The organism is Sphingobacterium sp. WOUb80, from assembly GCF_050058145.1.
Classification (GTDB): Bacteria; Bacteroidota; Bacteroidia; order Sphingobacteriales; family Sphingobacteriaceae; genus Sphingobacterium.
The window spans coordinates 4,984,621-5,009,885 of the sequence record NZ_CP165617.1 but is presented as its reverse complement, the minus strand read 5'-3'; the positions used below and the strand labels follow the sequence as shown (position 1 = coordinate 5,009,885).

Below are 25,265 nucleotides of genomic sequence, written 5' to 3'. Positions count from 1 at the left end.
GAAATAAAATCAAAAATCTTAACCTTTTTATTTTTTTTATCCGTTAAACTTTTTCGTAAACTTTGGCTCCAATCTTGTAGCAAAGCGATAATGGCAATCGTATTATTATAAAACTTTAAGACAAAAAATATGAAAAAAATATTATTAGGACTAGCCTTTTTAGGTTTGATGACTCAAGTAAACGCGCAACAAATGGTTAATAAAGAATTTGTATCCACGGTAGGCCGTGCAGAAGAAGAAGTAACACCAGATATCATATATATCGATGTTACCCTAAAAGAGTTTTATGAGAATGGCAATACCAAGAAAAAAGCAGCTATTGACAAACTAGAAAAAGATCTGTTTGACTCGGCCATGAAGGCCGGTGTAAAAAAAGAAGATTTTACGATCCAAAATATCTGGAGTTACAATGTACCCGACAAAAAGAAAAAAGACACCGATATCTTGCTGTCTAGACAATACCGCATCAAGGTGACTAACTTGAATAATTTAGATCAGCTGCTAGATGGTGTTGACAAAGCAGGTATCCAAAGTACTTACATCAGCGAATATGATTATTCGAAGAAAAAGGAACTGGAAAAAAATCTAAAGACGAAAGCTGTACTGGATGCCAAAGCCAATGCGCAGATTCTAGCAGAAGCAGCAGGTCAAAAAATTGGTAAAGCGATCGTATTATCGGAAACTCCACAGCAAATTATCTTTGGCGCTCAACCGATGATGCGCAATGCAATGTATAAAGGCGCTATGGCTGAAGCGGCAGACAGTGCTGGCGGCAATGGACTTGACTTGAATATCAGACCGATGAAAGTGACGAGTGAAATCAGCGCTTCGTTCGAGTTACTATAAACATGCGCAGAGAACTATCTCCTGAAAATAAATTAAAAAAAATTGACCAGGATTTCGGTTGGATTGACCGAATATCCTGGTTGATGGATAATCAATTCAAGATTGGTAACTTCCGCTTCGGATTAGATCCAGTCTTGAATCTTATTCCCTTAGGCGGTGCAATAGCAGGTTTTGGAACATCTCTCGTACTTGTCATAGCCATGTGGCGTAATGGAGCCAGTCCAAAATTAGTGATCCGCATGCTGCTCAATATCTCCTTTGATGCTGTTTTAGGCAGCATCCCTTTCTTAGGGAACCTTTTCGACTTTTTTAGCAAGGCCAACGAAAAGAACATCAAATTACTGCGACAGCACTATTACGAAGGAAAACATACAGGTTCCGGCATAGGGATTATAATCAGTATACTCGCTGTCCTTTTTATATTGATCGGTGTTACATTTTACCTGATCTGGACTTTATTTAGCTGGGCATTCTCCTTATTGAACGGCATCTAAAGGTACAGTTAGCGACTTTCCCATAGATAAAGCCCTTATCCTGGGCTTTTCCCACAAAACAATTCCACATATCTGATATCTATTTAATAATTTTGATCACTATAGGTGTATGATATCATCTAAAACTAGAATTGAAAAAAATGAGTAAAAAAAGAATATTCGCACTGCTATTGATCCTGATCATGCTAGCTGCAATCTTGACGAACCCAAGTAAAGAGGACCATGAGAAAATTGTACGCGCAAAAGCCGAACAGCTCCTAAAAAGTCAACTTCACGCAAAGGATCAGGAATTTTTCGGATTGGGTATGCAGCTCTTCGGTAAGGACATTGTTGATAGGTTTATCCAAAGCTCGGTTGTAGTAGACAACTACTATTTATTCTCCTTGACGAAAATCAAATGGCAGGGTACCGAACAGATTATAGGCGGAGGGGCATTTAAGCATATCTGGCTAAGTCCTAAAATTGACGAAAAAGCAGACGAAATTATTGCTGCATTGAAAAAGATCTAATATGCCCTTAGAAATACTATACGAAGACGATTCCATTGTCGCAATCAATAAACCCCATGGACTATTGGTCCACCGCTCTTCCATAGCACGCGATGCTTCGGAGTTTGCGCTCCAATTATTAAGGGACCAATTGGGAAAAACTGTCTATCCTGCCCATCGCCTGGATAGAAAAACTGGTGGGATATTATTATTTTCATTGAACAAAGAGACTGATCAGTACTTACAAAAGAGCTTTCAGGAGCGTCAGATTGACAAAAAATACCTGGCCTTGCTGAGAGGTTTCGCTCCTACGGAAGGCCTGATAGATTATCCTTTAAAAAGGGATGATGGTACAACACAGGAGGCACAAACCTCCTTTCGCCTACTTGCTCAAAGCGAACTCGATATTCCGTTCGGAAAATTTCCGACTTCGCGTTACAGCCTTGTCGAAGCGACCCCTATTACGGGCCGTATGCATCAGCTGCGGCGGCACTTTGCCCATATCTTTCATCCTATAATTGGAGACCGTCCTCACGGCTGCAATAAACAAAATAAGTTCTGGAAAGAAACATACCAAATGGACACCATGTTGCTACATGCGTCAGAGCTGACCTTTAAACACCCGCTATCGGGAGAATATGTACACCTAAAAGCAGCTTTACAACCTGATTTCATCCGCGTACTGGAACTATTAAATCTCAACGAAGTATGTTAAAACTAATTCTCGAAGCCTTTATCAGCATCTCTGGGATTACCGCAGCTTCAGGTATTGTTTATCACGATAATCAGCTCCATATCGTATCGGACAACAGCAATTATATCTATAGTTATCACTTAACAGATCAAAAATTGTCCAAAACGGTACTGCAGCAGTCCCATTCAATGGAAAACATTGCCAAAGCAGATAAAATGGACTTAGAGTCCATTACTTTCGACGGAAATCGCTATTATCTCTACGGCTCAGGTTCAACCCCCAAAAGGAAAAGTCGTTTTACCTGGGATGGCAAAACTGTCACTCAGGAAGACTATAGTCAAGTCTATTCTTTTTTAATGGACGAATTCAACATTTCCGGAGAGGACTTCAACATTGAAGGGGTCGTTCATTTGCACGATAAGATCTTATTTTTTAATCGGGGAAATGGTCCCAAAGGCATTAATGCCATTCTGGAATATCATCCTCTGGCCAGGGATAAATCGAGATGCATCCCGATGGAACTGCCCAAACTCAATGGTATTCCGACAGGTTTTTCAGATGCCATATTGGTCGGAAGCGAAATCTATTTTATCGCTACAGCAGAAGATGCGAAATCCACCTATCTGGATGGAGAAATAGGGGGGTCGATCCTTGGGAAACTGCCTTCAGACTTAACGGCTAAACCAGAGACGTTTGAAATCCCCGAAAAACACAAATTTGAAGGGATCACCTTAAAAGAAAAAACGGCGCAAGGCTTAGTTTTCCTGCTTTGTGAAGATACCGACAGCGAGGATAATGACCTCACGATTTATTCACTGAAAATAAGCAATTAAATCGATTGCTCTAAAATAGATTCACAGCTAGGAATCACGTATATTTTATTAAATTTGTAGCTGATTAAAACTTAATTTTTATGTTAAAAAATACTGCCCTTTCGGAGACGCACATTGCTTTAGGAGCAAAAATGGTTCCCTTTGCAGGCTTCAACATGCCAGTACAATACACAGGCATAAACGATGAGCACGAAACAGTTCGTACAGGTGTAGGAGTTTTTGATGTAAGTCACATGGGTGAATTCATCCTGAAAGGTGAAAAAGCCTTGGATCTACTTCAAAAAATCTCTTCCAATGATGTGTCAAAATTATACGACGGCAAAGTTCAATATGCTTATATCCCAAATGAAACTGGTGGTGTAGTTGATGACTTCCTAACATACCGTATAGACGATAAGACATATTTTTTGGTTGTGAACGCATCAAATATTGAGAAAGACTGGAACTGGATTTCAAAGTACAATACAGATGGTGTAGAGATGAAGAATATCTCAGATCAAACCTCTTTATTTGCGGTGCAAGGACCAAAAGCTGCAGATGCACTCCAATCGCTTACAGATATTGAATTGGCTCCGATGGAATATTACACCTTTGCAAAAGGTACATTTGCAGGTGTGGAAAATGTTTTGGTCTCTGCGACCGGATATACAGGCGCTGGAGGTTTTGAAATCTATGTAGCCAATGAAGATGCTCAAAAAGTTTGGGATGCTATTTTCGAAGCTGGAAAAGCTTACGACATCAAACCGATTGGTTTGGGTGCACGTGACACTTTACGCTTAGAAATGGGCTTCTGCCTTTATGGAAATGATATCGACGACAATACATCTCCTTTGGAGGCTGGACTAGGCTGGGTAACTAAATTTACAAAAGACTTCGTTAACGCTGCGGCATTAAAAGCGGAGAAAGAGGCTGGACTAAAGAAAAAACTTGTAGGACTAGAAATGATCGACCGAGGAATTCCTCGTCATGATTATGAAATTGTTGATGCAGACGGAAATGTAATCGGACGTGTTACTTCTGGTACGCAATCACCAACATTGAAAAAATCAGTTGGCTTAGGTTATGTTGACACAGCCTTTTCCAAAGACGGAACCGATATTTTCATTCTGATCCGCAATCAAAAAGTAAAAGCAAGAGTAACAAAACCCCCGTTTGTTAAGTAAATAAAAAAGCCTGCTTAATGCAGGCTTTTTTATTTACTTTCTCTTTTGTTTGACAGTTGGTTGCTGCTTTTTGCCACTCTCCTTTTCCTGGATAAGCGCCCGCACTCTTTTACTCAAAACCACACGGAGATATATCAAAACGACCAAAAATGCAATGGACAATCCTGTTACCAGCATATTCCCGGCCTTATATCCTTCAAAACCACTGTAGACTAAAAACACAATGGCCAAACTCAAAACTATATTTAGTATAAAATACTTTAGCATATTATTTTTTCATTAATCCCAACACCTGTTTTCTCCAGCCAAAAAAGAAATAAAATACACCACCAACAACATTTAGTAAAACTATTGCTAGGGCCATAAACATCCTTTCTGTGTTAGAAACTGTTCTTGAAAGCATGATCTCCCTTAGCGCCAAAATCACCCATAAAAGAGATAATAGAATGGAAAGACTGCCTAATATGGGGAAAACACCTAGGTTAAACAATCGTGCTAAAATAGCTACGATATAAAAAGCAAGACTAAACAAGAAAGCTTGTTTAGTCTGATGCTCCAAATTCTTCATATTAATAAACGTCTAACTCTGGATCGATTTCCTCTTTCCAAGCCAGGATACCGCCTTTTAAATTTGCGAGGTTATCAAAACCCTGTTGTTCCAATAACATAATCGCCTGCGCAGAACGTTTTCCTGAACGACATTGGACAATAACAGGTTTGTCTTTTGCAATCTTATCCGCCTCAATCAGTATACCCGAAAGAGGGATGTTCAATCCATCTAAATTTGATACTTCATATTCAAAAGGCTCACGAACATCAATCAATTGAAAATCTTCGTTATTATCGATTTTATTCTTTAATTCTTGTACAGATACTTCTTTCATTTTCAAACAATTTAATATTCAAATATACTACATTTTTTCCGCCCTTAATCCACTTGTAGAATTTTCCTTATCTTCATCCAGACTTTACTAAGCTTTATATGAATTCAATACCTAAAATTATTTTGTCATTGTCTCTATTTGCCATCTCGGCAATTACCTATGGACAACAGGTCATTTCCGATCAAGAACGTCAGGATGTAGGCCGTATTCTCAATACTTTAGCTTCAGATGATATGCGCGGCAGGTCCGCCTTGACAAAAGATATTGAACCAGCAGCAGATTTTATAGCAGGCGAAATGAAACGAATAGGATTAAAACCTTATGCTGAACAGAATTTTAGACAAACATTTCAACTGGATCAAATTTCTCCACTAAGCAAATCCGCAACGGTCAATAACAAGAGTATTCCAGCTGATCACATCATTTCCCTCGGCAATCAGGTGAATCTGCAATGGGATAATAACAGCAAGATCAAAGTAGCAGAAATAAAATCAAACGATGATTTTGCGAAGGTATTCAGGGAACATTCTTTATCCAAAGAAAATACACTTGTCTTGGTAGACCCTTCTTTCGAAAACTATTTTCTACGTTTTGGTAAAATGCTCAATTCGCCCAAGTTTGTGGAGGAATCCTCGCAACAGAAGCCCTCGATTGTTTATCTCCTGACAAAGGAAATGCCAACAACATACCAGGTTCAGATTAAAAAAGAACTTAAAAAAGTTCCCCTATTTAACGTGGCGGGAATAATACCCGGAAAAAGCAAACCAAACGAATATGTGATCTTTTCAGGGCATTATGATCATATCGGTATCCTTCCGGCTGTAGGACAAGATTCTATTGCCAACGGTGCTGATGACGATGCTTCAGGTGTTACGGCGATGTTAACCTTAGCGGATTACTATAAAAAACAAAACAAGAATGAAAGGACACTTATTTTTGTTGCCTTTACTGCAGAAGAACTCGGCATGTACGGTTCAAAATATTTTTCCAACCATATTGATGCAGACCAAGTGATTGCCATGATCAACATGGAAATGATCGGAAAAGATTCAAAATTCGGCCCTAATACGGTGTATATTACAGGATATGACCATTCTAACTTAGGGGAATTAATGCAGGAAAATCTAAAAAACACAACCTTCCGATTCTATCCAGATCCATATACCAAACAAAATCTCTTCTATCGAAGCGATAATGCTGTATTAGCGGCTAAAGGAGTGCCTGCGCATTCATTCTCAACATCGCAAATGGATAAGGATGAATATTATCATACGGTAAAAGACGAAGTATCCACTTTAAATGTACAAAATATCATTTCCAGCATTGAAGCAATCGCTATAGGTACCTCAGGAATTGTAGAGGGAAAACAAACTCCCTCCCGTGTCGAAAAACTAAAAGATTAAGATACAGCCGAAGATTTGACCTTCTTCTGCATCACATAGTCATTTAAGACATAATCATAATAAGGAATATCAACTGCTTCGATCACCTCAAAGCCCTGCTTCAAATAAAAATGGTAAGCAGGGTTATTTCTATTTACATTGAGTTCAACAATATCTTTCCCTTTTAATACTGCTTTTTCAGTAGCGAAGTCTATCAGAACTTTCCCGAACCCTTTGCCCTGTACATCAGGCATCAAGTAGAGTTTTTCTATCCGTATTTTATCTTCAAGAGTTCGCAAGGCAACGAATCCCTGAGCAATGCCATCTTCTTTTAAAAGATAAAAAAACTGCCCATTGACCATACTTTCTGCAAGCCCTTCTATCGAATAGCTTTTTTCCAGCATAAAGTCTATTTGATCCTGCGAAAGGATATCGCCATAAGCATTCGGCCAAATAATATGGGCCATATTAGAAACACTTCTGATATCACTTTGTTCTGCCAATTCTATTTTTATCATGCAATCTTCTCTCCTATTAAAATATATTTTTCTTGGGAAAATTGAAGAACAAATAAGCCATCATTTTCCACCTCGTACTCGTTTTCGTTTATCTTGATCAATCCTGTATGCACGATTTGTTCGTTAACAGGAGCGCTCGCAATTTGGATCCTTTCTCCGGCCGGTTTCCACTTTGTAAAACCAGTAGTCACATAATAATAACGAATACCTTTGGAAAAAAGGACTATATTAATCTGCTCAAGGTAAGGGCTATAGTAATCGATATCAAGCTGTTCTGTTACAATATTCACGGCCTTATAGTGATGCGCGATAAGGTATTCAATCGCCACCTTTAGAAAGTCATTGCCGTAGGAAATCACTTTCAGATTTTCCTGTGATCCGCTAATATAATTTTTTGTAAAAACAATATCGAACTTATAGCCGCGCACATCCAATAGATCAATTGTTTCTTCTTCGATGACAATCGTTGGGCTCCACTCGAGCAGCTGTCCCAAATCTTCTTCATCAATGAGGGAAAGATCTTCAATCAGAAGAGCAGGTTCTTGATTTTCTCTAACAATATGATGAGATGACATAACGTCTATTTAATATCCGAGCCTGCGCAGTGTAATATAAGCCATCAATCCTGTACTGATCTCTAAAGAAGCCTCATCCACGTCAAAAGTCGGTGTATGTACAGCAGAGGAAATACCCCGTGCAACGTTACCTGTACCCAAACGATAAAAGCAAGCATTGATTTCCTGTGAATAATACGAAAAATCTTCGGCTGCTGGCCAAAGATCCAGGTCCACAACATTTTCCTTTCCAAGGTATTCTTCGGCAAATGCCCGTGCATTTTTAGTCAGTTCAGGCTCGTTGATTAGAAAAGGATAGCCTTTACGGACCTCAAATTCGCATGTTGCCCCCATACTTTCAGCAATACCCACCGCTATTTTAACCATTCTTTCATGGGCTTCAGCACGCCATTTCTCATCAAATGTGCGAAATGTACCTTCCAGATAAACCTGATCAGGAATAATATTTGTCGCTCCATTGGCGAGAATCTTTCCAAACGACAGTACAGTCGGTGTACGAGGATCCGCAAAGCGACTAGCTACTTGTTGTAAAGCTGTGATAATCTGCGCCGTAATAACGATGGGATCGATATTTTGATGCGGATGTGCACCATGTCCCCCTCTTCCTTTTACAGTCATGAACAGTTCGTCGCATGATGCCATATATTTACCTTCGCGGAAACCGACTTTCCCTACTTCTATAAAAGGCATCACATGCTGTCCAATGATTGCAGAAGGAGCAGGATTCTGCAAGGCACCTTCTTTGATCATCAAAGATGCTCCCCCTGGTAAACGTTCCTCTCCCGGTTGGAAGATCAATTTGATCGTACCTCCGAATTCGGCTTTCAGGCTATGCAATATTTTAGCTGTCCCCAAAAGAGAAGAGGTATGTACATCATGACCACAGGCATGCATTACTCCTGGGTTCTTGGAACCATATGAGCGCCCCTCCACTTCTTGAATCGGTAAAGCGTCCATATCTGCGCGTAACGCAATAACTTCATCTGAGGGTAGGTCACCTTTGATTAAAGCGACAATGCCCGTATCAGCTTTAGCCTCATAAGGAATTCCCAATTCATCCAATTGCGTTTTTACAAATGCCGAGGTATTGTATTCTTCGAAGGAAAGTTCAGGATTCTGGTGAAGATGTCTACGATTGGAAACCGTATCTTCAAAATATTGATGAGCTAAGGCCAGGACTTTTTCTTTCGTACTTGCCATAAGGTTGATTGATTTATTGATACACAAAAACGTTCTCTGAAAAAACAAAGACGTTGCTAAAATACTGACGCAGTTCGCGCATAAAAGCATTTGCCTCCGAGCGACTTCTAAAATCACCTACTTTGACACGGTAATTGGGTTCGTCATAGGTAATATAGGTATCAATATCTTTATACATGCTTCGGAAACGTGTCTGCTCCGAAAATGCCTGATTCCGGTTTGATCCAGCGAAGATCTGTACGCGAAATCCTCTTACTTTAACCCGTGTTGCCGCTGAGCGGACGACGGGCTTAGAAGGAACCACTGTCTCTTTGCTTTCGACAGGATTGATCCCCATAGCCGCCCTAAAATTTTGAAGCTGTGTAATCAACGAATCCTTGGTTACAATGACTCCTCCTTTTTCCTGTGCATTCACATTTACAATCGTAAACAGCACAAGTGCATGTATGAAAATCAATCCTCTCTTCAGCATAGTTTAACCTTTCTTAGCGATTAGTTATTTGCGCCGTGGCAATTTTTATATTTTTTTCCTGAACCACAAGGACATTCGTCATTGCGTCCAATAGTACTTTCATTACGAACTGGTTCTTTTGGCCCGTCATTCACGTCTTCTTCACTCACCCCTGTAGGCGAAGCCAATTCAGCTTTAGTTTCAATCGTTTTCACGGGTGCCTGCTGTACTTGTCTCGCTTGCATTGAAGTCGGTTCCTGACCAGGAATCTCTCCTTTAAAGATAAAGCTTACAACATCCTTATTCATCGAGGCCAACATCGATTTAAACAAATCAAATGCTTCCATTTTATAAATGATGATTGGATCTTTTTGTTCATAAACAGCATTTTGAACGGATTGTTTTAAATCATCCATTTCACGCAAGTGCTCTTTCCAAGCCTCATCGATCAAAGCCAATACAATTCCTTTTTCGAACGATTTGAAAACTTCTTTACCGTTGCTTTCGATCGCTTTTTTCAAATTTGCCGAAACCTGAATGCCGCGGATACCATCAGTAAATGGAATAACTACATTTTCAACGATTTGACCTCTTTCTGCATATACATTATTCAATACAGGGACTGTCAAAGCGCCAACGGCTTCAATTTTATGATGGTAAGCATTAATTGCATGTTCGAAAAGACGATCAGTCAAGCCTTCGATTTTACCTTGAGCAAATTCTTCTGCTGTTATTTCCGGTGTGATCGCAAAAATACGGATTACTTCAATTTGGAAATCTTCATAATTACCTTGTTCTTTGGCCTCAACGACAATTTCTTCTGCAACATCAAAAATCATGTTATTCAAATCCACGTCCAAACGCTCTCCAAACAAAGCATTTTTACGCTTCGAATAGATTACTGTACGTTGTGAGTTCATCACATCATCGTATTCCAATAGACGTTTACGGATACCGAAGTTATTCTCCTCCACTTTACGTTGTGCACGTTCGATGGATTTAGTTAACATACTATGTTGCATCACTTCGCCCTCTTCAACACCCATTTTCACCATGATGTTAGAGATTCGCTCTGAAGCAAACAAACGCATCAAGTTATCTTCCAAAGAAACGAAGAATTGCGAAGAACCTGGATCTCCTTGACGACCTGCACGACCGCGTAACTGACGGTCAACACGACGAGATTCGTGTCTTTCAGTACCGATAATTGCAAGACCACCTGCATTTTTAACTTCCTCGGTCAATTTAATATCCGTACCACGACCTGCCATATTCGTCGCGATAGTCACCTGACCTGGACGTCCAGCTTCAGCGACGATATCAGCCTCTTTTTGGTGTAACTTCGCATTCAATACGTTATGTTTAATCTTACGCAATTGAAGCATACGGCTCAATAACTCCGAAATTTCGACAGATGTCGTACCGACCAATACTGGACGTCCAGCATCTGTCAATCGTTGAATTTCCTCAGCTACTGCATTGTATTTTTCACGTGCTGTACGATAGATCAAATCTTGACGGTCATCGCGTTGGGCAACACGATTAGTTGGAATTTCTACTACATCTAATTTGTAAATTTCCCAAAGCTCACCTGCCTCTGTTGACGCAGTACCGGTCATACCCGAAAGTTTGTGGTACATACGGAAGTAGTTTTGCAATGTAATCGTTGCATAAGTTTGTGTCGCGTCTTCTACTTTCACATTCTCCTTCGCTTCGATCGCCTGGTGCAAACCATCCGAGTAACGACGACCATCCATGATACGGCCTGTTTGCTCGTCAACAATTTTCACTTTACCTTCATCAACGATATATTCAACATCATTTTCAAACAAAGTATAGGCTTTTAACAGCTGATTGATCGAGTGAATACGCTCTGCTTTAATCGAATAATCGCGTAACATATCTTCTTTCTGAGCGGCCTTTTCTTCCAAAGTCAACGAAGACTTTTCAATTTCAGCAATCTCAGTACCAACATCCGGTAGAATAAAGAATGAAGGATCCTCACCTGTTGCTGTGATCAATTCAATTCCTTTTTCTGTCAATTCTACTTGATTGTTCTTTTCATCAATCACAAAATAAAGTTCTGCATCTACCTTAGGCATATTTTTATTTTGCTCTTGCATATAGTAATTTTCTACCTTTTGCAAGATAGAACGATTAGCCCCTTCACTTAAAAACTTGATTAATGCTTTATTTTTAGGTAAACCTCTATAAGCTCTTAACAAGGCCAAACCACCACCTTCAACATCAGAATCTCCTGCCGCCAAAGCTTTTTTAGCGTCATTCAAAACAGTATTGATGTAAGCTTTCTGTACATGTACCAAACGTTCGATACGTGGTTTCAATTGGTAAAATTCATGTTGATCGCCACGAGGAATCGGACCTGAGATAATTAATGGTGTACGTGCATCATCAATCAATACAGAGTCAACCTCATCGACCATGGCAAAGTGTAATTTTCCTTGTACCAGTGCGTCTGGTGTCTGAACCATATTATCACGCAGATAATCGAAACCAAACTCGTTATTCGTACCATATACGATATCCGATTGGTAAGCTTTACGGCGTTGTGGCGAATTTGGCTGATGTTTATCAATACAGTCAACAGATAATCCATGGAATTCAAATAATGGTGCATTCCATTCAGAGTCACGACGGGCAAGGTAATCATTTACCGTTACAATGTGTACACCTTGTCCAGATAGCGCGTTTAGATAAGTCGGTAGTGTTCCTACCAACGTTTTACCCTCACCTGTTGCCATCTCGGCAATTTTACCACTGTGCAATACAATACCACCAATTAATTGGACATCATAGTGTACCATGTTCCAAGTTACCTCGGTACCGGCTGCCATCCATTTGTTTTTCCAAATGGCTTTATCTCCATTGATGATAACGTTTTGTTTGTATACGGCCAGTTCTCTGTCAAAGTCATTGGCTGTAACTTCTAGTTCTTCGTTTTCAGTCAAACGTCTTGAAGTTTCTTTTACCACAGCGAATGCTTCTGGTAAAATATCCTTCAATACCTCTTCCAACTTCTTGTCACGATCTTTGGACAATTTGTCCACCTGCTCGTAAATTGAAGTCTTCTTTGCCATATCGTCCTCGTCTTGATCTGCCTCTTTTTTAAGCGTATCAATCTCTTGGTCAATATCTGCTAGGTAATTCTTAATTCTTTCTTTGAAATCAACGGTCTTGGCACGTAACTCGTCATTGGTTAGATTTGAAAGCTTCTCATATTCAGCTTTGATTTGATCCACCACAGGCTGAATTCCCTTGATATCTCTCTCGGATTTACTTCCAAATAATTTACTTAAAAACTTTAACATAATTTTTTTTCTATCTCAACTTAAGATTTTGTACAATAATGACTCCAAAGTAAAATTGCAGACAATTTGACACTAATCGGGCAAATTTAGTTATTAGATATGATATCTAACAGCTTACATCCATTTTTTTTACGTTATTTTTTATTGAAAATGTCAGTTCCACACAACCGATAGGAATCTCTCCTATACTTAGCCCTATTTGACTGGATTGCCCTCCTGATTTTCCAGCTAAAATATTTCTTTATTAACGATAAATGAGCTATGATAAAAACAGCTTTTTAGCTGAATACGGAATGAAACCTAGCTCCTGAGCCTTTTCAAACATCTTCTTAATTGCATTACGTCCTTCAAGGCCCAATTCTACTGAATATTTATTGACATAAAGTTCAATATGCTTATACATCACCTCTTCACTCATTTCCTGTGCATGCGCACGAATAAACTCAAGCCCAGATTTCGGATTGGCAAATGCAAATTCTACACTTTCTTTTAAAACTGTGTTCAATGTATCTTTCACCTCTTGCGGCAGACTACGTTTTACGACAATTCCGCCAAGAGGAATCGGAAATTTTGTCGTCTTCTCCCAATACTCCCCTAAATCAACGACTTTATGCAATCCCTTTTCAGCATAAGTGAATCTATTTTCGTGAATAATTAGGCCCAGATCAATCGATCCATCCAATAAAGCGCCTTCAATATCCGAAAAAACCAGCTCAACTTTATTTTTTAATTCGGGGAATGCCAGACTCAATAAAAAATTTGCAGTTGTATATTTCCCAGGATAGCCCACTTTCAACTGATCGAATCCTTCTAAGCCTTCAGCTCTGTCCAATTTTTGTTGCAGCAATTTGGCTAATTTCGGATCCTTGGTAATCAGCATAGGCCCCACACCGAAGCCTAATGCGCTTCCAGCATCAAGTAACTCATAATCCTCAACAGCGTAGGCAAAAGCATGATAGCTCAGCTTGGTAATATCAAGATCGCCTTTGAAAGCCTTCAAATTTAAGGTTTCCACATCTTGATATTCAACCTCAAAATCCAGTCCTTTCGTATCTATTTTATGATGAATTAAGGCATCAAAAATAAATGTATCATTTGGGCATGGTGAAAATCCTAATGTCAATTTCATTTTTTTTCAATTTTTCCCACTAAACGCATGGGATTTCACAAATTTAATCAAACAGTAACTTTATGTGTAATCAGATAGAGTACCATGGCCAAAAAAGTGCTTACCATAATTCCTTTTCCGGTATGATCATTTCCCGCGCGATAAACAAAGCGCAACAGGACTAAATTAACCAGTACAGCTATGGTATAGATAGCCATAGGCTTCTCAGGCAAAAAATGAAGCTCAAGATCCGTAAAACGCACCAAAACATGAGCCAAAGCCGGAAAAATGGCTCCAATGCCCAACCCTATCCAAAAATTATTTTTCACGTTTGCTATATCTAACCGTTTATCCAAGATGATCAAAGCTCCATGAATTTAACTCTGGAATGGCATGATGCGCTGTCATATCAAACTGTGTCGGAACAACAGACACATAACCATTGGCCAGGGCAAAACAATCGGTATCCTCACCTCTGTCCTGCAAAACAAATTTGCCTGTTGTCCAATAATAATCGCGGTTATGCGGATCAATACGTTCATCAAATTCTTCGACCCAATGTCCTCCTGCCTGCCGACAGATTTTAATACCTTTAAACCCGGGAGTTTGTGGAAAATTAACATTCAGCAATGTATTTTTAGGAAGACCATTGGCCAGCACTTGCTCGGCAATAGAAATCACATAGGGCCTACAATAGCTAAAATCTGCATCATGGGAAAAATTATCAAGCGAAAATCCCACGGAAGGAATACCTTCAATAGCCCCTTCTACCGCAGCAGACATGGTACCTGAATAAAGAACATTGATTGAATTATTGAGCCCATGATTGATACCCGAAACACAGATATCTGGTTTTTGCCCCTTAAAAACTTTATTTACGGCGAGCTTCACGCAATCTACCGGTGTTCCCGAACACTGATACATTTCTACCCCTTCATATAGATTGATTTTGTCTAAACGCAACGGTCTGCCGAGTGTAATAGCATGCCCCATTCCAGATTGCGCCGAATCGGGAGCAACAACGACAACATTTCCAATTTTCTGCATTTCCTCCAGCAACACCTTAATCCCCGGAGCTGTTATACCGTCATCGTTAACAACTAAAATATTAGGTTTCATATGTAATTTATTTCTCTTTTATGGTCATCTGGAATCCCCAATTGTCTCCATCCATGATTGTGCTTTTAGCATATGGGGATTTCTTCTTTACCATATACGAAGTTAGTAAATCTGAAACCGAGATGTAAATAATATTGACAAAAGAGGAAAAAAATACGAACTCCCTATAAATATAATACCAATACTAATATTAAACCCGATCTCACACTAGGTTTACAGCCTATTAGCAGGGGGTTAACAGGGGTATACCCCTGTTAACCCCCTGCTAACCCCTTGTTAACCCCCTGTTAACCCCCTGTTATATCGATGTTAGTATAGGAATTGATAGTAAGTTGTTGTTAAATTATCCATTAGCGAAGTAACATCATTTAAAAAAGCAGGAGAACCTATAGATACTACGACATCGTTTGCGTAAGATTGTATGGTTATTGACAAATATTAGCCCTAAATTTAGCATTCAAATAAAAAATAATTCAGTTATGAGCATTAATTTTGAATCCCGCTATGCAATAGGGCCAAAGGAATACAAAACTTTAGATACACAAGGATTAAGAGACAATTTTCTAATTGAAAAAGTTTTTGAAGCCGATAAAATTAACTTTGTCTATACCCACTACGATCGCTATATGGCTGGTGGCGCAATGCCTGTAAGTTCAAAAATAAAATTGGATACTATTCCGGAATTACTAAAAGAACCGTATTTCCTTTCCCGAAGAGAACTGGGTATTATCAATGTTGGTGGAAATGGTCAGGTTGAGGTTGATGGTACTGTCTACGATCTCAATACCAAAGAAGCACTTTATATTGGCCAGGGCGCCCAAGAGGTCTATTTTTCCAGTAAGGATACTGATAATCCGGCGAAATTCTATTTAAACTCGACTCCGGCTCATTGCAGCTACCCAACTAAAAAGGTAACGAAAGAAGATGCCAATAAAATTGAATTAGGCTCATTAGAAACAGCTAATCATCGCACGATCAACCAGATGTTATTGAATAAAGTTGTACAAACCTGCCAATTACAGATGGGTATGACAGAGTTAAAACCCGGGTCTGTATGGAATACAATGCCATCACACACCCACGACCGTCGTATGGAAGTCTATTTCTACTTTGAATTACCTGAAGGTCAGGCTGTATCACATTTTATGGGACCTATTGATGAGACCCGCCATATTTGGATGCACAACGATCAGGCTGTCATCTCACCCCCATGGTCAATTCACTCAGGCGCTGGAACTTCCAATTATACCTTCATCTGGGGAATGGCCGGTGAAAATTTAGATTATGATGATATGGACAAATGTGCAATCACTGAATTAAAGTAACCCTTTATCAAATGAAAAAAACAGTCGTATTGAGCTTAGCGCTAGGGCTTTCAACAGTTGCTTCTGCGCAAAACAACAAAACCATTACCGTAAGCAATCCTTCTGCGAGCACAAGAACGGAGTTGATCAGCATCCCTTATACAGTATTCGAAAAACACTTCGAATTAAAAAACAATGTATTTACAATTGTGGATAAGGACAAAAAGGAATTGGCTTATCAGCTTGAAAAACTAGGAAAGCCCACTGCCCAAAATGTATTGATCCAAATAAGCATCGCTCCTAAAGGTTCATTGACATTTGGAGTGAATGAAAATATTCCTACCGCAGTTGCGCCCAAAACCTACGCACGGTACATCCCTGAACGCAAAGATGACTTTGCCTGGGAAAATGACATTGCAGCTTTTAGAGCGTACGGAAAGGCCTTAGAAGGAACTTCTGAGGACGCACAGGGTTTTGACTTTTGGGCAAAGCGCAGCAACGACCTTGTCGTTGACGAATGGTACAAAACCGGTGATTATCACGCGGATCATGGCAAAGGCTTAGATTACTATTCCGTTGGACAAACCCTAGGAGTTGGCGATGCGACTCCATTTATTGACCAGCAGGTCGTATACCATAAGCATTATCGCCAATACGAAGTATTGGACAACGGTCCTTTACGCTCTTCATTTAAACTCATCTATGAGCCCGAGAACGTAAAAGGTCAACAGCTGCAAGTTGAAAAAACAGTCTCTTTAGATGCTGGCAGCCAATTAAACAAAATAAGCTATTCGGTCAAAAATACGAGTTCAGAAGCGACTCCAATTGTCGTGGGAATCGCCAAAAGGAAAGAGGAAAAACCTCAAATTCTAAATGATGTAAAAAATGGAATTTTGGCTTACTGGGAGCCTGCCGAAGGAGATAAAATTACCGGCACTGCCGTCATCCTGCCTAAAGTAAAATATGTTTTCAAAGATAGTCCACAACAATTTTTACTAGCGACAACGGTCAAAAATAATAAACCGCTAGTCTATTTTGCGGGGGCTGCTTTCAACAAAGCTGGTAAAATAGGCAGTTTTGACCAATGGCAATCCTATGTCAAAACATTCAAAAATAATTTAGATCAACCATTAACAATAAAATATTCAAAATAATGTCCATATTGGAATCTTTTGACTTAAGTGGAAAAGTAGCTTTGGTAACAGGCTGCAAAAGAGGAATCGGTAAGGCAATTGCCGAAGCATTGGCTGAAGCTGGAGCCGATATTATTGGCGTTTCAGCGTCATTGGAAACTGAAGGCTCTGCCGTAGAAAAATCCATAAAAGCATTGGGTAGAAACTTCTACGCCTATCAATGTGATTTTTCTAAACGGACAGAACTCTACAAGTTCATAGAAAATGTAAAATCAGCACACCCTACAATTGATATCCTTTTTAACAATGCGGGAAATATACTCCGCAAACCTGCTGCTGAGCACCCCGATGAATATTGGGATGAAATCATTGAGATCAATCAAAATGCGCAATTCATACTGACGCGTGAAATCGGAAAGGACATGATTTCACGTGGAACTGGAAAGATTGTATTTACAGCTTCTTTACTGACCTTTCAGGGCGGTATCAATGTTCCGGGATACGCCGCTTCGAAAGGAGCTGTAGGGTCTCTGGTAAAAGCTTTTGCCAATGAGTGGGCATCGAAAGGTGTTAATGTCAATGGATTTGCACCAGGTTACATCGCTACGGATAATACAGAAGCGCTGAGAGATGATCCCGAACGCTCCAAGTCCATTTTGGACCGTATACCTGCAGGACGCTGGGGAACTCCAGAAGATTTTAAGGGTCCAGCTGTATTCCTCGCCTCAAAAGCATCAGATTATGTACATGGAACCATCCTTACAGTCGATGGCGGCTGGATGGGAAGATAAAATTCCATCTTTACGATGAGTTTGTTTTAAAAGTCTTTATCCGAAGGGATAAAGGCTTTTTTTCTGAAAGTGTCAGTTTTCAAAGGCCATCAAGAACTTTCATGCGCGTTGTTGATCCAAAGGAATCATGAAAGTTTTTTACGGTTCTAAATCCCAAATTGCTAAAAGATGCATTGGGGCTTACCGAACCGATATACACTGTGTTGAAAGCTGCGCAGCTATTTTTGCTGCACCACCAGGAGCCCCCACGGGCATGTGCAATAGAACGATCGCCATCCCTTTTGAGGCTACCTGCACAGAATTCAAACACATTGCCAAAGATATCGTAAAGTCCCCATGGGTTTGGTTTGAATTTTCCCACTGGAGCGGTATAAAGATATCCATCTGAAACATCGGCTTTCAAATGATCTCTTCCATGCCATATATTTGCATAGTCGCCGATATTCTCTTTATCGACACCGTCAAAATAATAACCTTCACTGCCTGCTCTTGCCGCGACCTCCCATTCATCAAAAGATGGCAACCTGCATGCAGCCCATTCGCAATATGCTAATACATCCCTGAAGGAAATACAGGTAACCGGATGGTTCATTTTTGTCTCAATACCACCCCGGCTTATGCCATTTGGAAAGCGCCAATAGGCTGTACTATCTTGCAACCAACGAAATTCCTCCAGTCCGGGTTCAAAGACCATAGCGTTGTGATAGCGCTCCGCTAATGTTTTATAGCCTGTTGCCCGAACAAATTTTTCAAAATCAGCATTGGTCAGCTCATATTTGGAAATCCAGAATGATTCGATATATACAGTTCTTTTGGGATTGTCTAGACTTACGGTATCACCTAAATGGTAATTACCCGCTGGAATTTGAACATAATTGTTTTCCTGTGCATCACATGGAAAGTATAGGAGAATCCATCCCACCAAATAGAGTAACTTTCTCATTTTCCTTGCTGTATCTTATAATATGCTGCCGCGGTTTCAAGAATATACCGCTCATTTGCCTCAGAAAAGTTTATCCAGCTGTCATAGCTCACATCCGAACCATATAGTTTGCTGTATATTTTCGATCGTTCGAAATCAGAAATTTTCGCTTTTTTTAAGAGCAGCAAAAGTGTTGTCAATATATCTTTGTCCCTTGGGTTTGACCGGTAAAAGTCAATCAAAAAGGGAATGCTTTCCAAGGCATCTATCTCCAAAATTGCCGACTTGTAATTTAAACCCATCTCATGGTTCTTTACAGCTAGATTCTGTATTAATCCTAACACCCTTTCTTTATTCTTTTTCATAAAAGAGATCTGCCGATCACTCCAAAAGACACCTCCATAAACGAAAAGCAACTGGCCGAATATTTTATTCTGAGGGTCATATAAAAACATGCGTTCCGCACAAGCTTGACTAAATATCTCTGGATAAATCATCGTGTATGTGAATTTCTCCTCAAAACTTAAGGTATTAAAATCACGGATAGATATTCCGGCATCATAGTCAGTCAATGCTTCATCAGGAAGAGCACTTAAACGTTTATCTATTAGATTTTGAACCTTTTTTCTATTAAAAGGAGGAATACTATTTTTTTCACGAAAGGCATAATACGAGGAATCCTGAGGACGGGGATCACTCCAGGCAACATCTTTGTATTCCTGTGCCTTAACGAAGTTAAAACACAATCCTCCCAAAAAGAGGATCAAAAGCCCAAATATTCTACTTGCTTTTTTTCTCATTGTAATAATTCAGCGCCCTACTAAAGATCAAAGCTTCATTTTCTTTGTTGTAATTTAAATAAGAATAATAATTACTTTGTTCTCCATACAACTTTTTAAACGAAGCAGATTTAATAAATTCATTATATTCACCACGTTTCATAAGCAACAGCAACAGGGTCAATGCATCCTTGTCTTTCGGTGTTCTCTTAGCATAATCAATGATAAAAGGAATCATTTGCCAAGCGTTTAATTCCACTAGGGCATGCTTATAGTTTACCCCCATACGTTTGCTTCTCGCGACAGATTCTTGAATAAGTTTCAGAATAGAATCTCTATTTTCCTGCAGAAAATCGGTCTGTCTCTGTGACCAGGAAGATTCATTGAAACCGTCTAATAATGTCCCAAAGATTTTTTTGTCTATCTGTGTTTGGTACTCAGGTATAGCACAGTTCTGTGCATATAACTCCGCGTGAATCATGGTATAGGTAAATTTTTCACGTAGAGATAGCTTTTTAAAATCAACAGCCGAAATCGCATTTGTTCCTGCATCCGTCATTTCTTTATCTTCTTCAGGGATTATTTTTGCAATTAGTGCTTTTACCTTGTCCAAGCCATAAGGAGGTATGGTCATTTTGCTTCGCATTTCGATAGCAGCAGGATCCATGAAGAGATTATTTTCATCGGTCTGATCTGTTTGTCCGAAAACATTCCCAAAACAAGCTAAAGAGATAATAAATAAAACTATCCTTTTCATATCGTATGATTTAATTAATTTTAAAAATAAAGAAATTATGCCTACAAAAATTATTCCTCTTTATTTTCTAAAATCTTTTCGGCACTATCTAAGCAAATTAGCCTTTTACTGGCTATCTCATACAAAACAAAAATCCCTAGATTTATTCAGTCTAGGGATTTTTGCTTTGTGTATTGTTACTTAAATTAGGAATAAAGACCTTTTTTATCGATAAAATCAATTACCTTTTGCGGTGTAAAAAACTGAATATTTTTATTTTCCTTAATTGCCTTCCGCAGAAAAGTAGAAGATAATTCCATCAAAGGTGTATCTGTCATGATAATTGAAGGATGATCTTTAAATTTTTCATTTTCGTATCCCGGCCGCGGATAAACATAAATTTGGTAATCACGTAAAATAATATCAGCATTCTTCCATTTTTCCAGCGATTCCAAATTGTCCTGCCCCATTAGAAGCACAAATTCACGATTAGGGTATTTCTCCTTTAGATGAGTCAAGGTATCGATGGTATACGATGGTATAGGCAAGTGGAATTCAATATCACTGACCCGCAAATGTTCACAATATTCCAATGCTAGATTCAACATTTCCAAACGGTCATAGGGATCTGCCAGTGTAGATTTCTTTTTAAACGGATTCTGTGGAGAAACCACAAACCAAACTTCATCCAGTCCAGTAAAGCTGGCCATATAATTAGCAATGATCAGATGCCCAATATGCACCGGATTAAAAGAGCCAAAAAATAAACCAATCTTACGCATGAACCTATTTATTAATAAATCCCATGACGATTTCTTCCGCATCGGCACATGCGGTAGCTAAATCAAAATTCTTCAATATAACATCAAACTTATTGGCATACGTAAGTTCCAATTCAGCCTTAGCAAACCGCTCCTGTAGTTTTTCCTCGGAGTCCGTTCCACGTCCTGTTAATCGTTCCTTAAGAACCTCCAAAGAAGGCGGCTGAACGAATATCGAGATTGCCTGTTCTGGAAATTTAGATTTCAAACGTAATCCGCCGACAACATCGATATCAAAAATAACATGTTTACCTTCTTTCCAAATACGTTCAATTTCAGAACGCAGCGTCCCATAAAATGTACCTGAATAAACTTCTTCGAACTCGATAAACTCTTGTTTGGCTACCTTATGTAAAAACTCTTCTTTCGACATAAAGTAGTAGTCTTTTCCATTCACTTCCTGTCCTCTGGGATCGCGTGTACTCGCTGAAATGGAAAACTCTATTTTATCGCCATGTTTACTTAAAAGATCCCTTACGATTGTTGTTTTTCCCGCTCCCGATGGTGCCGAGAATATAATTAATTTACCGCTCATTCTTATAATACGTTGAGCAATTGCTCTTTTATTTTTTCTAATTCTTCTTTCATTCGGACCACAATCTGTTGAATGCCCGCATGATTGGCTTTAGAGCCTAGGGTATTGATCTCCCTTCCCATTTCCTGTGAAATAAAACCCAATTTTTTTCCGTTTGAATCCGCAGATTCAAATGCTTTTAAAAAGTAATTACAGTGGGAACGCAATCGGACTTTTTCTTCAGTCACATCCAATTTATCAATGTAATAAACGAGTTCTTGTTCAAATCGATTTTGATCTACATTCTCCTTACCCACGGTATCATTTAAAAATTGCTCGATACGCTGTCTGATCAATGGAATACGTTCTACCTCTAGATCTTCCACTTGTCCAAGATAGGTCAATATCAGCTCGGCTCTCTTCTTTAAGTCTTCTGCAAGTACATTGCCTTCATCTTCACGAAATGTATTAAAACGTTTGACCGCATCATAAAAAGCATCCATTAATACTTTAGACTCTTCGTCATCAACCGAATCATCATTATTGGTGATTACCTCAGGCATATTTAATGCAAGCTCAAACAAGTTGACATTTGTGTCGTTGAGCTCGGATGCAATCTGCTGCAATTGACTGTAATATTTTTTAAGTAAATCGGAATTGATGGAAGACGCTTTTGCTGTTTGATCCGTGTATTCGACAGTTACATTCATGTTAACTTTACCACGCTCAATAAGTTTGCTGCTTTCAGTCCGCAGGGTTAATTCTTTGTCCGAAACAACTTTGGGCAAACGGAGATTTAATTCAAGGAATTTTGAATTTAAGGACTTTATTTCGACACTATATTTAACTTTACCGTTATCAGCGGAAGCCGTGCCATATCCTGTCATGGATTTTATCATATGCAAAGGTATGACTTTTCAGTAAAAATTGAATACTCTGCATTGATTAATTGCTGATACTCCTCAAATTAACTTCCTTTTAGTTCCAGTCGTGCTTGGCGATGATAACAACAAGATAACTTTCATAAGGCCTGGCACCTTTACATTCCACATAGCCAATTCCGATATCATACAAGGAAGCATTCCACTGATCCATACCCAATAAATGCGTACGATGATGGTATCCAGGTGCCTCCTTTCCGATAATAAGGGCTTTAATGGCCTCTGTAGCACTGGCTCGATTGGCAGCAATGGATTCAAAATTGTTAGAATTTCGTTTTTTCAGCCATTCAGGATTAAGCTGATAACCGGCCTCTTCAATGAAATAGTTAGGCCCATATCCTTCGGGAGAAACATGGTCAAAATAAGAGCGTTTAGCCATGTCTTTCGCGCGGTAAACAGCAACCTCAGCCAGCTGATTGTTCCAATGGAGTTTTGTACGTTTAATCTTCTGAAGATTAAAAAGTTTGAGTTCTTTCTTATACTTTTCTGGACTTGTGCGAATTTTATTCAATAATTCATAAGCCTCTTTGGCTTGATGATGATCAACAACAACACGCTGTGCTAAAGCAAACTGCGTAAAAAACAAGGTAAATGCTAAAACCAAATAATTCATACCTAAATAGTTATTTCATAAGCTCCTAATGCACGACACTCCTATTTAAAGCAATATCCAAGTGATTCTCGTCAGTATATTTAGATACCAAACATGGATATTTCATACAGAAACAAGTGCTCTTGCAATGGTAGATCCGAATTTCCTGGCAATTTTATTCGCTTCGTTTACTTGATAATATTTTTTAGAACAATCGCTCGTTCATCAACGTTAGTGCTTCTCAAGTAAGAATAATTCGTACTTACCCTTTAACCTTAAAAGACGATATTTAGTATGCAACGTTTAATCTTTTTTTGACTGTTTAGCAGATAAAAATTGTATAAGCATGGGTATTAAGCTAATAAAAATAACACCTAAGATAACCAAGGAAAAATTATGTTTAAAAAATGGCAGCTGTCCAAAGTAATAGCCTGTTAGGATAAATAAAGAAACCCATAACATCCCCCCCACTATATTGTATTTTCCGAAGACGGTATAGGGCATTTTACCAATACCTGCTACAAATGGGGCAAAAGTCCTAACAATAGGCACAAATCGAGCATAAACGATGGTCTTGGTTCCGTGTTTGGCATAAAAATCTTGTGTTTTTTGCAGATAAGAAGGTTTAAATACCCTTGATCCTGGTCTAAAAACTCTTATTCCAACATATTTACCAATTTCATAATTCACGAAATCGCCAGAAATAGCAGCTAAGATTAAAATAACAATAAACAGTGGCAAAGAGAGCTGGCAGTCTGGTCGGGCAATTATTGCTCCCAGAGCAAATAAAACAGAATCTCCGGGAAGAAATGGTGTGACAACAAATCCTGTTTCAGCAAAGATGACCAAAAACAAAATCAAATAAGTCCAGTTCGCATAACTATTGATCAGCTGCAAAAGATGCTCATCAATATGTAATATAAAATTAATGAGTTGTGTTATCGTTTCCATTCTTGATCTATAAAAAAAGGGAATCCTATTGGACTCCCTTTTTAGCTTTTATCTTTTCTTTTATGATTTCGATGACTATCGGCAATACAGATATAAAAATAATGATCAGTACTACCTTCGAGAAATTATCCCGGATAATTGGAATATTCCCCAAAAAATATCCGGCAAGGGTTATACCACCCACCCACAAGACAGCTCCTACAACATTATACGTAATGAAAGTACCATAATTCATCTTTCCAATACCACCTACGAAAGGTGCCAGGGTGCGAACAATTGGTACAAAGCGCGCTATAACGATCGTTTTACTACCATATTTCTCATAAAAAGAATGCGTCTTGGCAATCTGCTCATCTTTGACAACCTGTTTACCAAAGAGCTTAAATTTTGTTAAGCGCATACCAAAATGTTTTCCGATAGAATAATTCAAGGAATCACCGGAAACCGCAGCAACCAACAAAACAAAAATCATCAGCCATACGTTGAGATCATTCGGTTGTGCCGCTAGCATGCCTGCAGCAAACAACAAAGAATCCCCCGGTAAAAAAGGCATGACAACCACTCCGGTTTCTACAAAAATAATAAGAAACAGAATAAGGTATGTCCAAGTCTGATAATCATTGACTATTTCAACCAAATGTTTATCAATATGGAGAATAAAGTCAATGAGGTGTGTAATTATTTCCAAACCGAGAAG

The 25,265-nt window shown here is 39.0% G+C and carries 30 protein-coding genes; 10 read left to right on the top strand and 20 right to left on the bottom strand.

The annotated features are described in order from the left end of the window. Positions 1-129 precede the first annotated feature (129 nt). The 6 genes from AB1Z56_RS20830 (at position 130) to gcvT (ending at position 4,518) form a co-directional block, all read left to right on the top strand. Positions 130-846 (top strand): SIMPL domain-containing protein, encoded by a 717-nt coding sequence (locus tag AB1Z56_RS20830; protein WP_309367264.1) that lies wholly within the window; start codon positions 130-132, stop codon positions 844-846. 2 nt (positions 847-848) lie between these two features. Beyond that, positions 849-1,340 carry a DUF4112 domain-containing protein gene (locus AB1Z56_RS20825; protein WP_426790011.1) on the top strand — a complete coding sequence of 164 codons (492 nt, stop codon included), beginning with the start codon at positions 849-851 and terminating at the stop codon, positions 1,338-1,340. A gap of 140 nt (positions 1,341-1,480) precedes the next feature. Continuing rightward, positions 1,481-1,849 (top strand): DUF4359 domain-containing protein, encoded by a 369-nt coding sequence (locus AB1Z56_RS20820; protein ID WP_293899377.1) that lies wholly within the window; start codon positions 1,481-1,483, stop codon positions 1,847-1,849. Between the two features lies 1 nt (position 1,850). Then, positions 1,851-2,543, top strand: a complete 693-nt coding sequence (locus AB1Z56_RS20815; protein WP_426790010.1) for a pseudouridine synthase — start codon at positions 1,851-1,853, stop codon at positions 2,541-2,543. Further along, positions 2,537-3,355: a DUF6929 family protein gene (locus AB1Z56_RS20810; RefSeq protein ID WP_309367261.1), complete on the top strand. Its 819-nt coding sequence runs from the start codon at positions 2,537-2,539 to the stop codon at positions 3,353-3,355. The genes AB1Z56_RS20815 and AB1Z56_RS20810 overlap by 7 nt, the downstream gene beginning before the upstream one ends. Positions 3,356-3,435: 80 nt before the next feature. Beyond that, positions 3,436-4,518, top strand: a complete 1,083-nt coding sequence (gene gcvT / locus AB1Z56_RS20805; RefSeq protein WP_309367260.1) for a glycine cleavage system aminomethyltransferase GcvT — start codon at positions 3,436-3,438, stop codon at positions 4,516-4,518. A gap of 33 nt (positions 4,519-4,551) precedes the next feature. Here the strand turns inward: gcvT and AB1Z56_RS20800 are convergent, their stop codons facing one another. The 3 genes from AB1Z56_RS20800 to AB1Z56_RS20790 are packed head-to-tail and all read right to left on the bottom strand — an operon-like array spanning position 4,552 to position 5,402. Then, the gene (locus AB1Z56_RS20800; protein WP_426790009.1) at positions 4,552-4,785 is read right to left on the bottom strand and encodes a DUF6358 family protein; all 234 of its coding nucleotides are present in this window, start codon (positions 4,783-4,785) and stop codon (positions 4,552-4,554) included. A 1-nt stretch (position 4,786) separates the two neighbouring features. Next, positions 4,787-5,086, bottom strand: coding sequence for a PLDc N-terminal domain-containing protein (locus tag AB1Z56_RS20795; protein WP_426790008.1), 300 nt, complete (start codon positions 5,084-5,086; stop codon positions 4,787-4,789). A 1-nt stretch (position 5,087) separates the two neighbouring features. Beyond that, entirely contained in the window at positions 5,088-5,402 is a 315-nt protein-coding gene (locus AB1Z56_RS20790) for a rhodanese-like domain-containing protein (protein ID WP_286591776.1), read from the bottom strand. 98 nt (positions 5,403-5,500) lie between these two features. On the opposite strand from AB1Z56_RS20790, the gene AB1Z56_RS20785 reads away from it, so the two are divergent. Next, a complete protein-coding gene (locus AB1Z56_RS20785) occupies positions 5,501-6,805 on the top strand; it encodes a M20/M25/M40 family metallo-hydrolase (RefSeq protein ID WP_309367258.1) in 1,305 nt (434 codons plus the stop codon). Here the strand turns inward: AB1Z56_RS20785 and AB1Z56_RS20780 are convergent. From AB1Z56_RS20780 to surE, 8 genes are all read right to left on the bottom strand, one after another. Beyond that, positions 6,802-7,302: a GNAT family N-acetyltransferase gene (locus tag AB1Z56_RS20780; RefSeq protein WP_426790007.1), complete on the bottom strand. Its 501-nt coding sequence runs from the start codon at positions 7,300-7,302 to the stop codon at positions 6,802-6,804. The genes AB1Z56_RS20785 and AB1Z56_RS20780 overlap by 4 nt on opposite strands. Continuing rightward, positions 7,299-7,877, bottom strand: a complete 579-nt coding sequence (locus AB1Z56_RS20775; protein WP_426790006.1) for a thiamine pyrophosphokinase — start codon at positions 7,875-7,877, stop codon at positions 7,299-7,301. The genes AB1Z56_RS20780 and AB1Z56_RS20775 overlap by 4 nt, the downstream gene beginning before the upstream one ends. A 9-nt stretch (positions 7,878-7,886) precedes the next feature. Further along, positions 7,887-9,077 carry a M20 metallopeptidase family protein gene (locus tag AB1Z56_RS20770; RefSeq protein WP_426790005.1) on the bottom strand — a complete coding sequence of 397 codons (1,191 nt, stop codon included), beginning with the start codon at positions 9,075-9,077 and terminating at the stop codon, positions 7,887-7,889. Positions 9,078-9,090: 13 nt separating this feature from the next. Next, complete coding sequence (locus tag AB1Z56_RS20765; RefSeq protein ID WP_426790004.1) at positions 9,091-9,549, bottom strand: SPOR domain-containing protein; 459 nt, start codon at positions 9,547-9,549, stop codon at positions 9,091-9,093. A 20-nt stretch (positions 9,550-9,569) separates the two neighbouring features. After that, positions 9,570-12,857 (bottom strand): preprotein translocase subunit SecA, encoded by a 3,288-nt coding sequence (gene secA / locus AB1Z56_RS20760; protein ID WP_309367253.1) that lies wholly within the window; start codon positions 12,855-12,857, stop codon positions 9,570-9,572. A 259-nt stretch (positions 12,858-13,116) separates the two neighbouring features. Beyond that, positions 13,117-13,986, bottom strand: a complete 870-nt coding sequence (locus AB1Z56_RS20755) for a 1,4-dihydroxy-6-naphthoate synthase (RefSeq protein ID WP_309367252.1) — start codon at positions 13,984-13,986, stop codon at positions 13,117-13,119. 47 nt (positions 13,987-14,033) lie between these two features. Next, a complete protein-coding gene (locus AB1Z56_RS20750) occupies positions 14,034-14,294 on the bottom strand; it encodes a hypothetical protein (protein ID WP_309367251.1) in 261 nt (86 codons plus the stop codon). A 19-nt stretch (positions 14,295-14,313) separates the two neighbouring features. After that, the gene (gene surE, locus AB1Z56_RS20745; protein ID WP_293899425.1) at positions 14,314-15,084 is read right to left on the bottom strand and encodes a 5'/3'-nucleotidase SurE; all 771 of its coding nucleotides are present in this window, start codon (positions 15,082-15,084) and stop codon (positions 14,314-14,316) included. A gap of 479 nt (positions 15,085-15,563) precedes the next feature. On the opposite strand from surE, the gene kduI reads away from it, so the two are divergent. The 3 genes from kduI to AB1Z56_RS20730 are packed head-to-tail and all read left to right on the top strand — an operon-like array spanning position 15,564 to position 18,312. Beyond that, the gene (gene kduI / locus AB1Z56_RS20740; protein WP_309367250.1) at positions 15,564-16,409 is read left to right on the top strand and encodes a 5-dehydro-4-deoxy-D-glucuronate isomerase; all 846 of its coding nucleotides are present in this window, start codon (positions 15,564-15,566) and stop codon (positions 16,407-16,409) included. Positions 16,410-16,420: 11 nt separating this feature from the next. Next, on the top strand, positions 16,421-17,542 hold the full coding sequence (locus AB1Z56_RS20735; protein WP_426790003.1) for a DUF4861 family protein: 1,122 nt from the start codon (positions 16,421-16,423) through the stop codon (positions 17,540-17,542). 5 nt (positions 17,543-17,547) lie between these two features. Further along, positions 17,548-18,312: an SDR family NAD(P)-dependent oxidoreductase gene (locus AB1Z56_RS20730; RefSeq protein WP_426792398.1), complete on the top strand. Its 765-nt coding sequence runs from the start codon at positions 17,548-17,550 to the stop codon at positions 18,310-18,312. A 79-nt stretch (positions 18,313-18,391) separates the two neighbouring features. Here the strand turns inward: AB1Z56_RS20730 and AB1Z56_RS20725 are convergent, their stop codons facing one another. The 9 genes from AB1Z56_RS20725 to AB1Z56_RS20685 all read right to left on the bottom strand — a co-directional run bounded on the left by AB1Z56_RS20725 (position 18,392) and on the right by AB1Z56_RS20685 (position 25,256). Continuing rightward, positions 18,392-19,255 carry a formylglycine-generating enzyme family protein gene (locus AB1Z56_RS20725; RefSeq protein WP_309367248.1) on the bottom strand — a complete coding sequence of 288 codons (864 nt, stop codon included), beginning with the start codon at positions 19,253-19,255 and terminating at the stop codon, positions 18,392-18,394. Beyond that, positions 19,252-20,034 (bottom strand): hypothetical protein, encoded by a 783-nt coding sequence (locus tag AB1Z56_RS20720; RefSeq protein WP_426790002.1) that lies wholly within the window; start codon positions 20,032-20,034, stop codon positions 19,252-19,254. The genes AB1Z56_RS20725 and AB1Z56_RS20720 overlap by 4 nt, the downstream gene beginning before the upstream one ends. Then, on the bottom strand, positions 20,015-20,770 hold the full coding sequence (locus AB1Z56_RS20715; RefSeq protein WP_426790001.1) for a hypothetical protein: 756 nt from the start codon (positions 20,768-20,770) through the stop codon (positions 20,015-20,017). Before AB1Z56_RS20715 ends, AB1Z56_RS20720 begins: the two co-directional genes overlap by 20 nt. A 185-nt stretch (positions 20,771-20,955) precedes the next feature. Next, positions 20,956-21,531 (bottom strand): nicotinate (nicotinamide) nucleotide adenylyltransferase, encoded by a 576-nt coding sequence (gene nadD / locus AB1Z56_RS20710; protein ID WP_426790000.1) that lies wholly within the window; start codon positions 21,529-21,531, stop codon positions 20,956-20,958. 4 nt (positions 21,532-21,535) lie between these two features. Next, a complete protein-coding gene (gene gmk, locus AB1Z56_RS20705) occupies positions 21,536-22,105 on the bottom strand; it encodes a guanylate kinase (protein WP_293899446.1) in 570 nt (189 codons plus the stop codon). A 2-nt stretch (positions 22,106-22,107) separates the two neighbouring features. Further along, positions 22,108-22,983, bottom strand: a complete 876-nt coding sequence (locus AB1Z56_RS20700; protein WP_293899449.1) for a YicC/YloC family endoribonuclease — start codon at positions 22,981-22,983, stop codon at positions 22,108-22,110. A 79-nt stretch (positions 22,984-23,062) separates the two neighbouring features. After that, the gene (locus tag AB1Z56_RS20695) at positions 23,063-23,638 is read right to left on the bottom strand and encodes a CAP domain-containing protein (protein WP_309367245.1); all 576 of its coding nucleotides are present in this window, start codon (positions 23,636-23,638) and stop codon (positions 23,063-23,065) included. A 282-nt stretch (positions 23,639-23,920) separates the two neighbouring features. Beyond that, positions 23,921-24,568 (bottom strand): DedA family protein, encoded by a 648-nt coding sequence (locus AB1Z56_RS20690; RefSeq protein ID WP_426789999.1) that lies wholly within the window; start codon positions 24,566-24,568, stop codon positions 23,921-23,923. A 25-nt stretch (positions 24,569-24,593) separates the two neighbouring features. Then, positions 24,594-25,256 carry a DedA family protein gene (locus tag AB1Z56_RS20685; protein ID WP_309367243.1) on the bottom strand — a complete coding sequence of 221 codons (663 nt, stop codon included), beginning with the start codon at positions 25,254-25,256 and terminating at the stop codon, positions 24,594-24,596. Between the last annotated feature and the right edge of the window lie 9 nt (positions 25,257-25,265).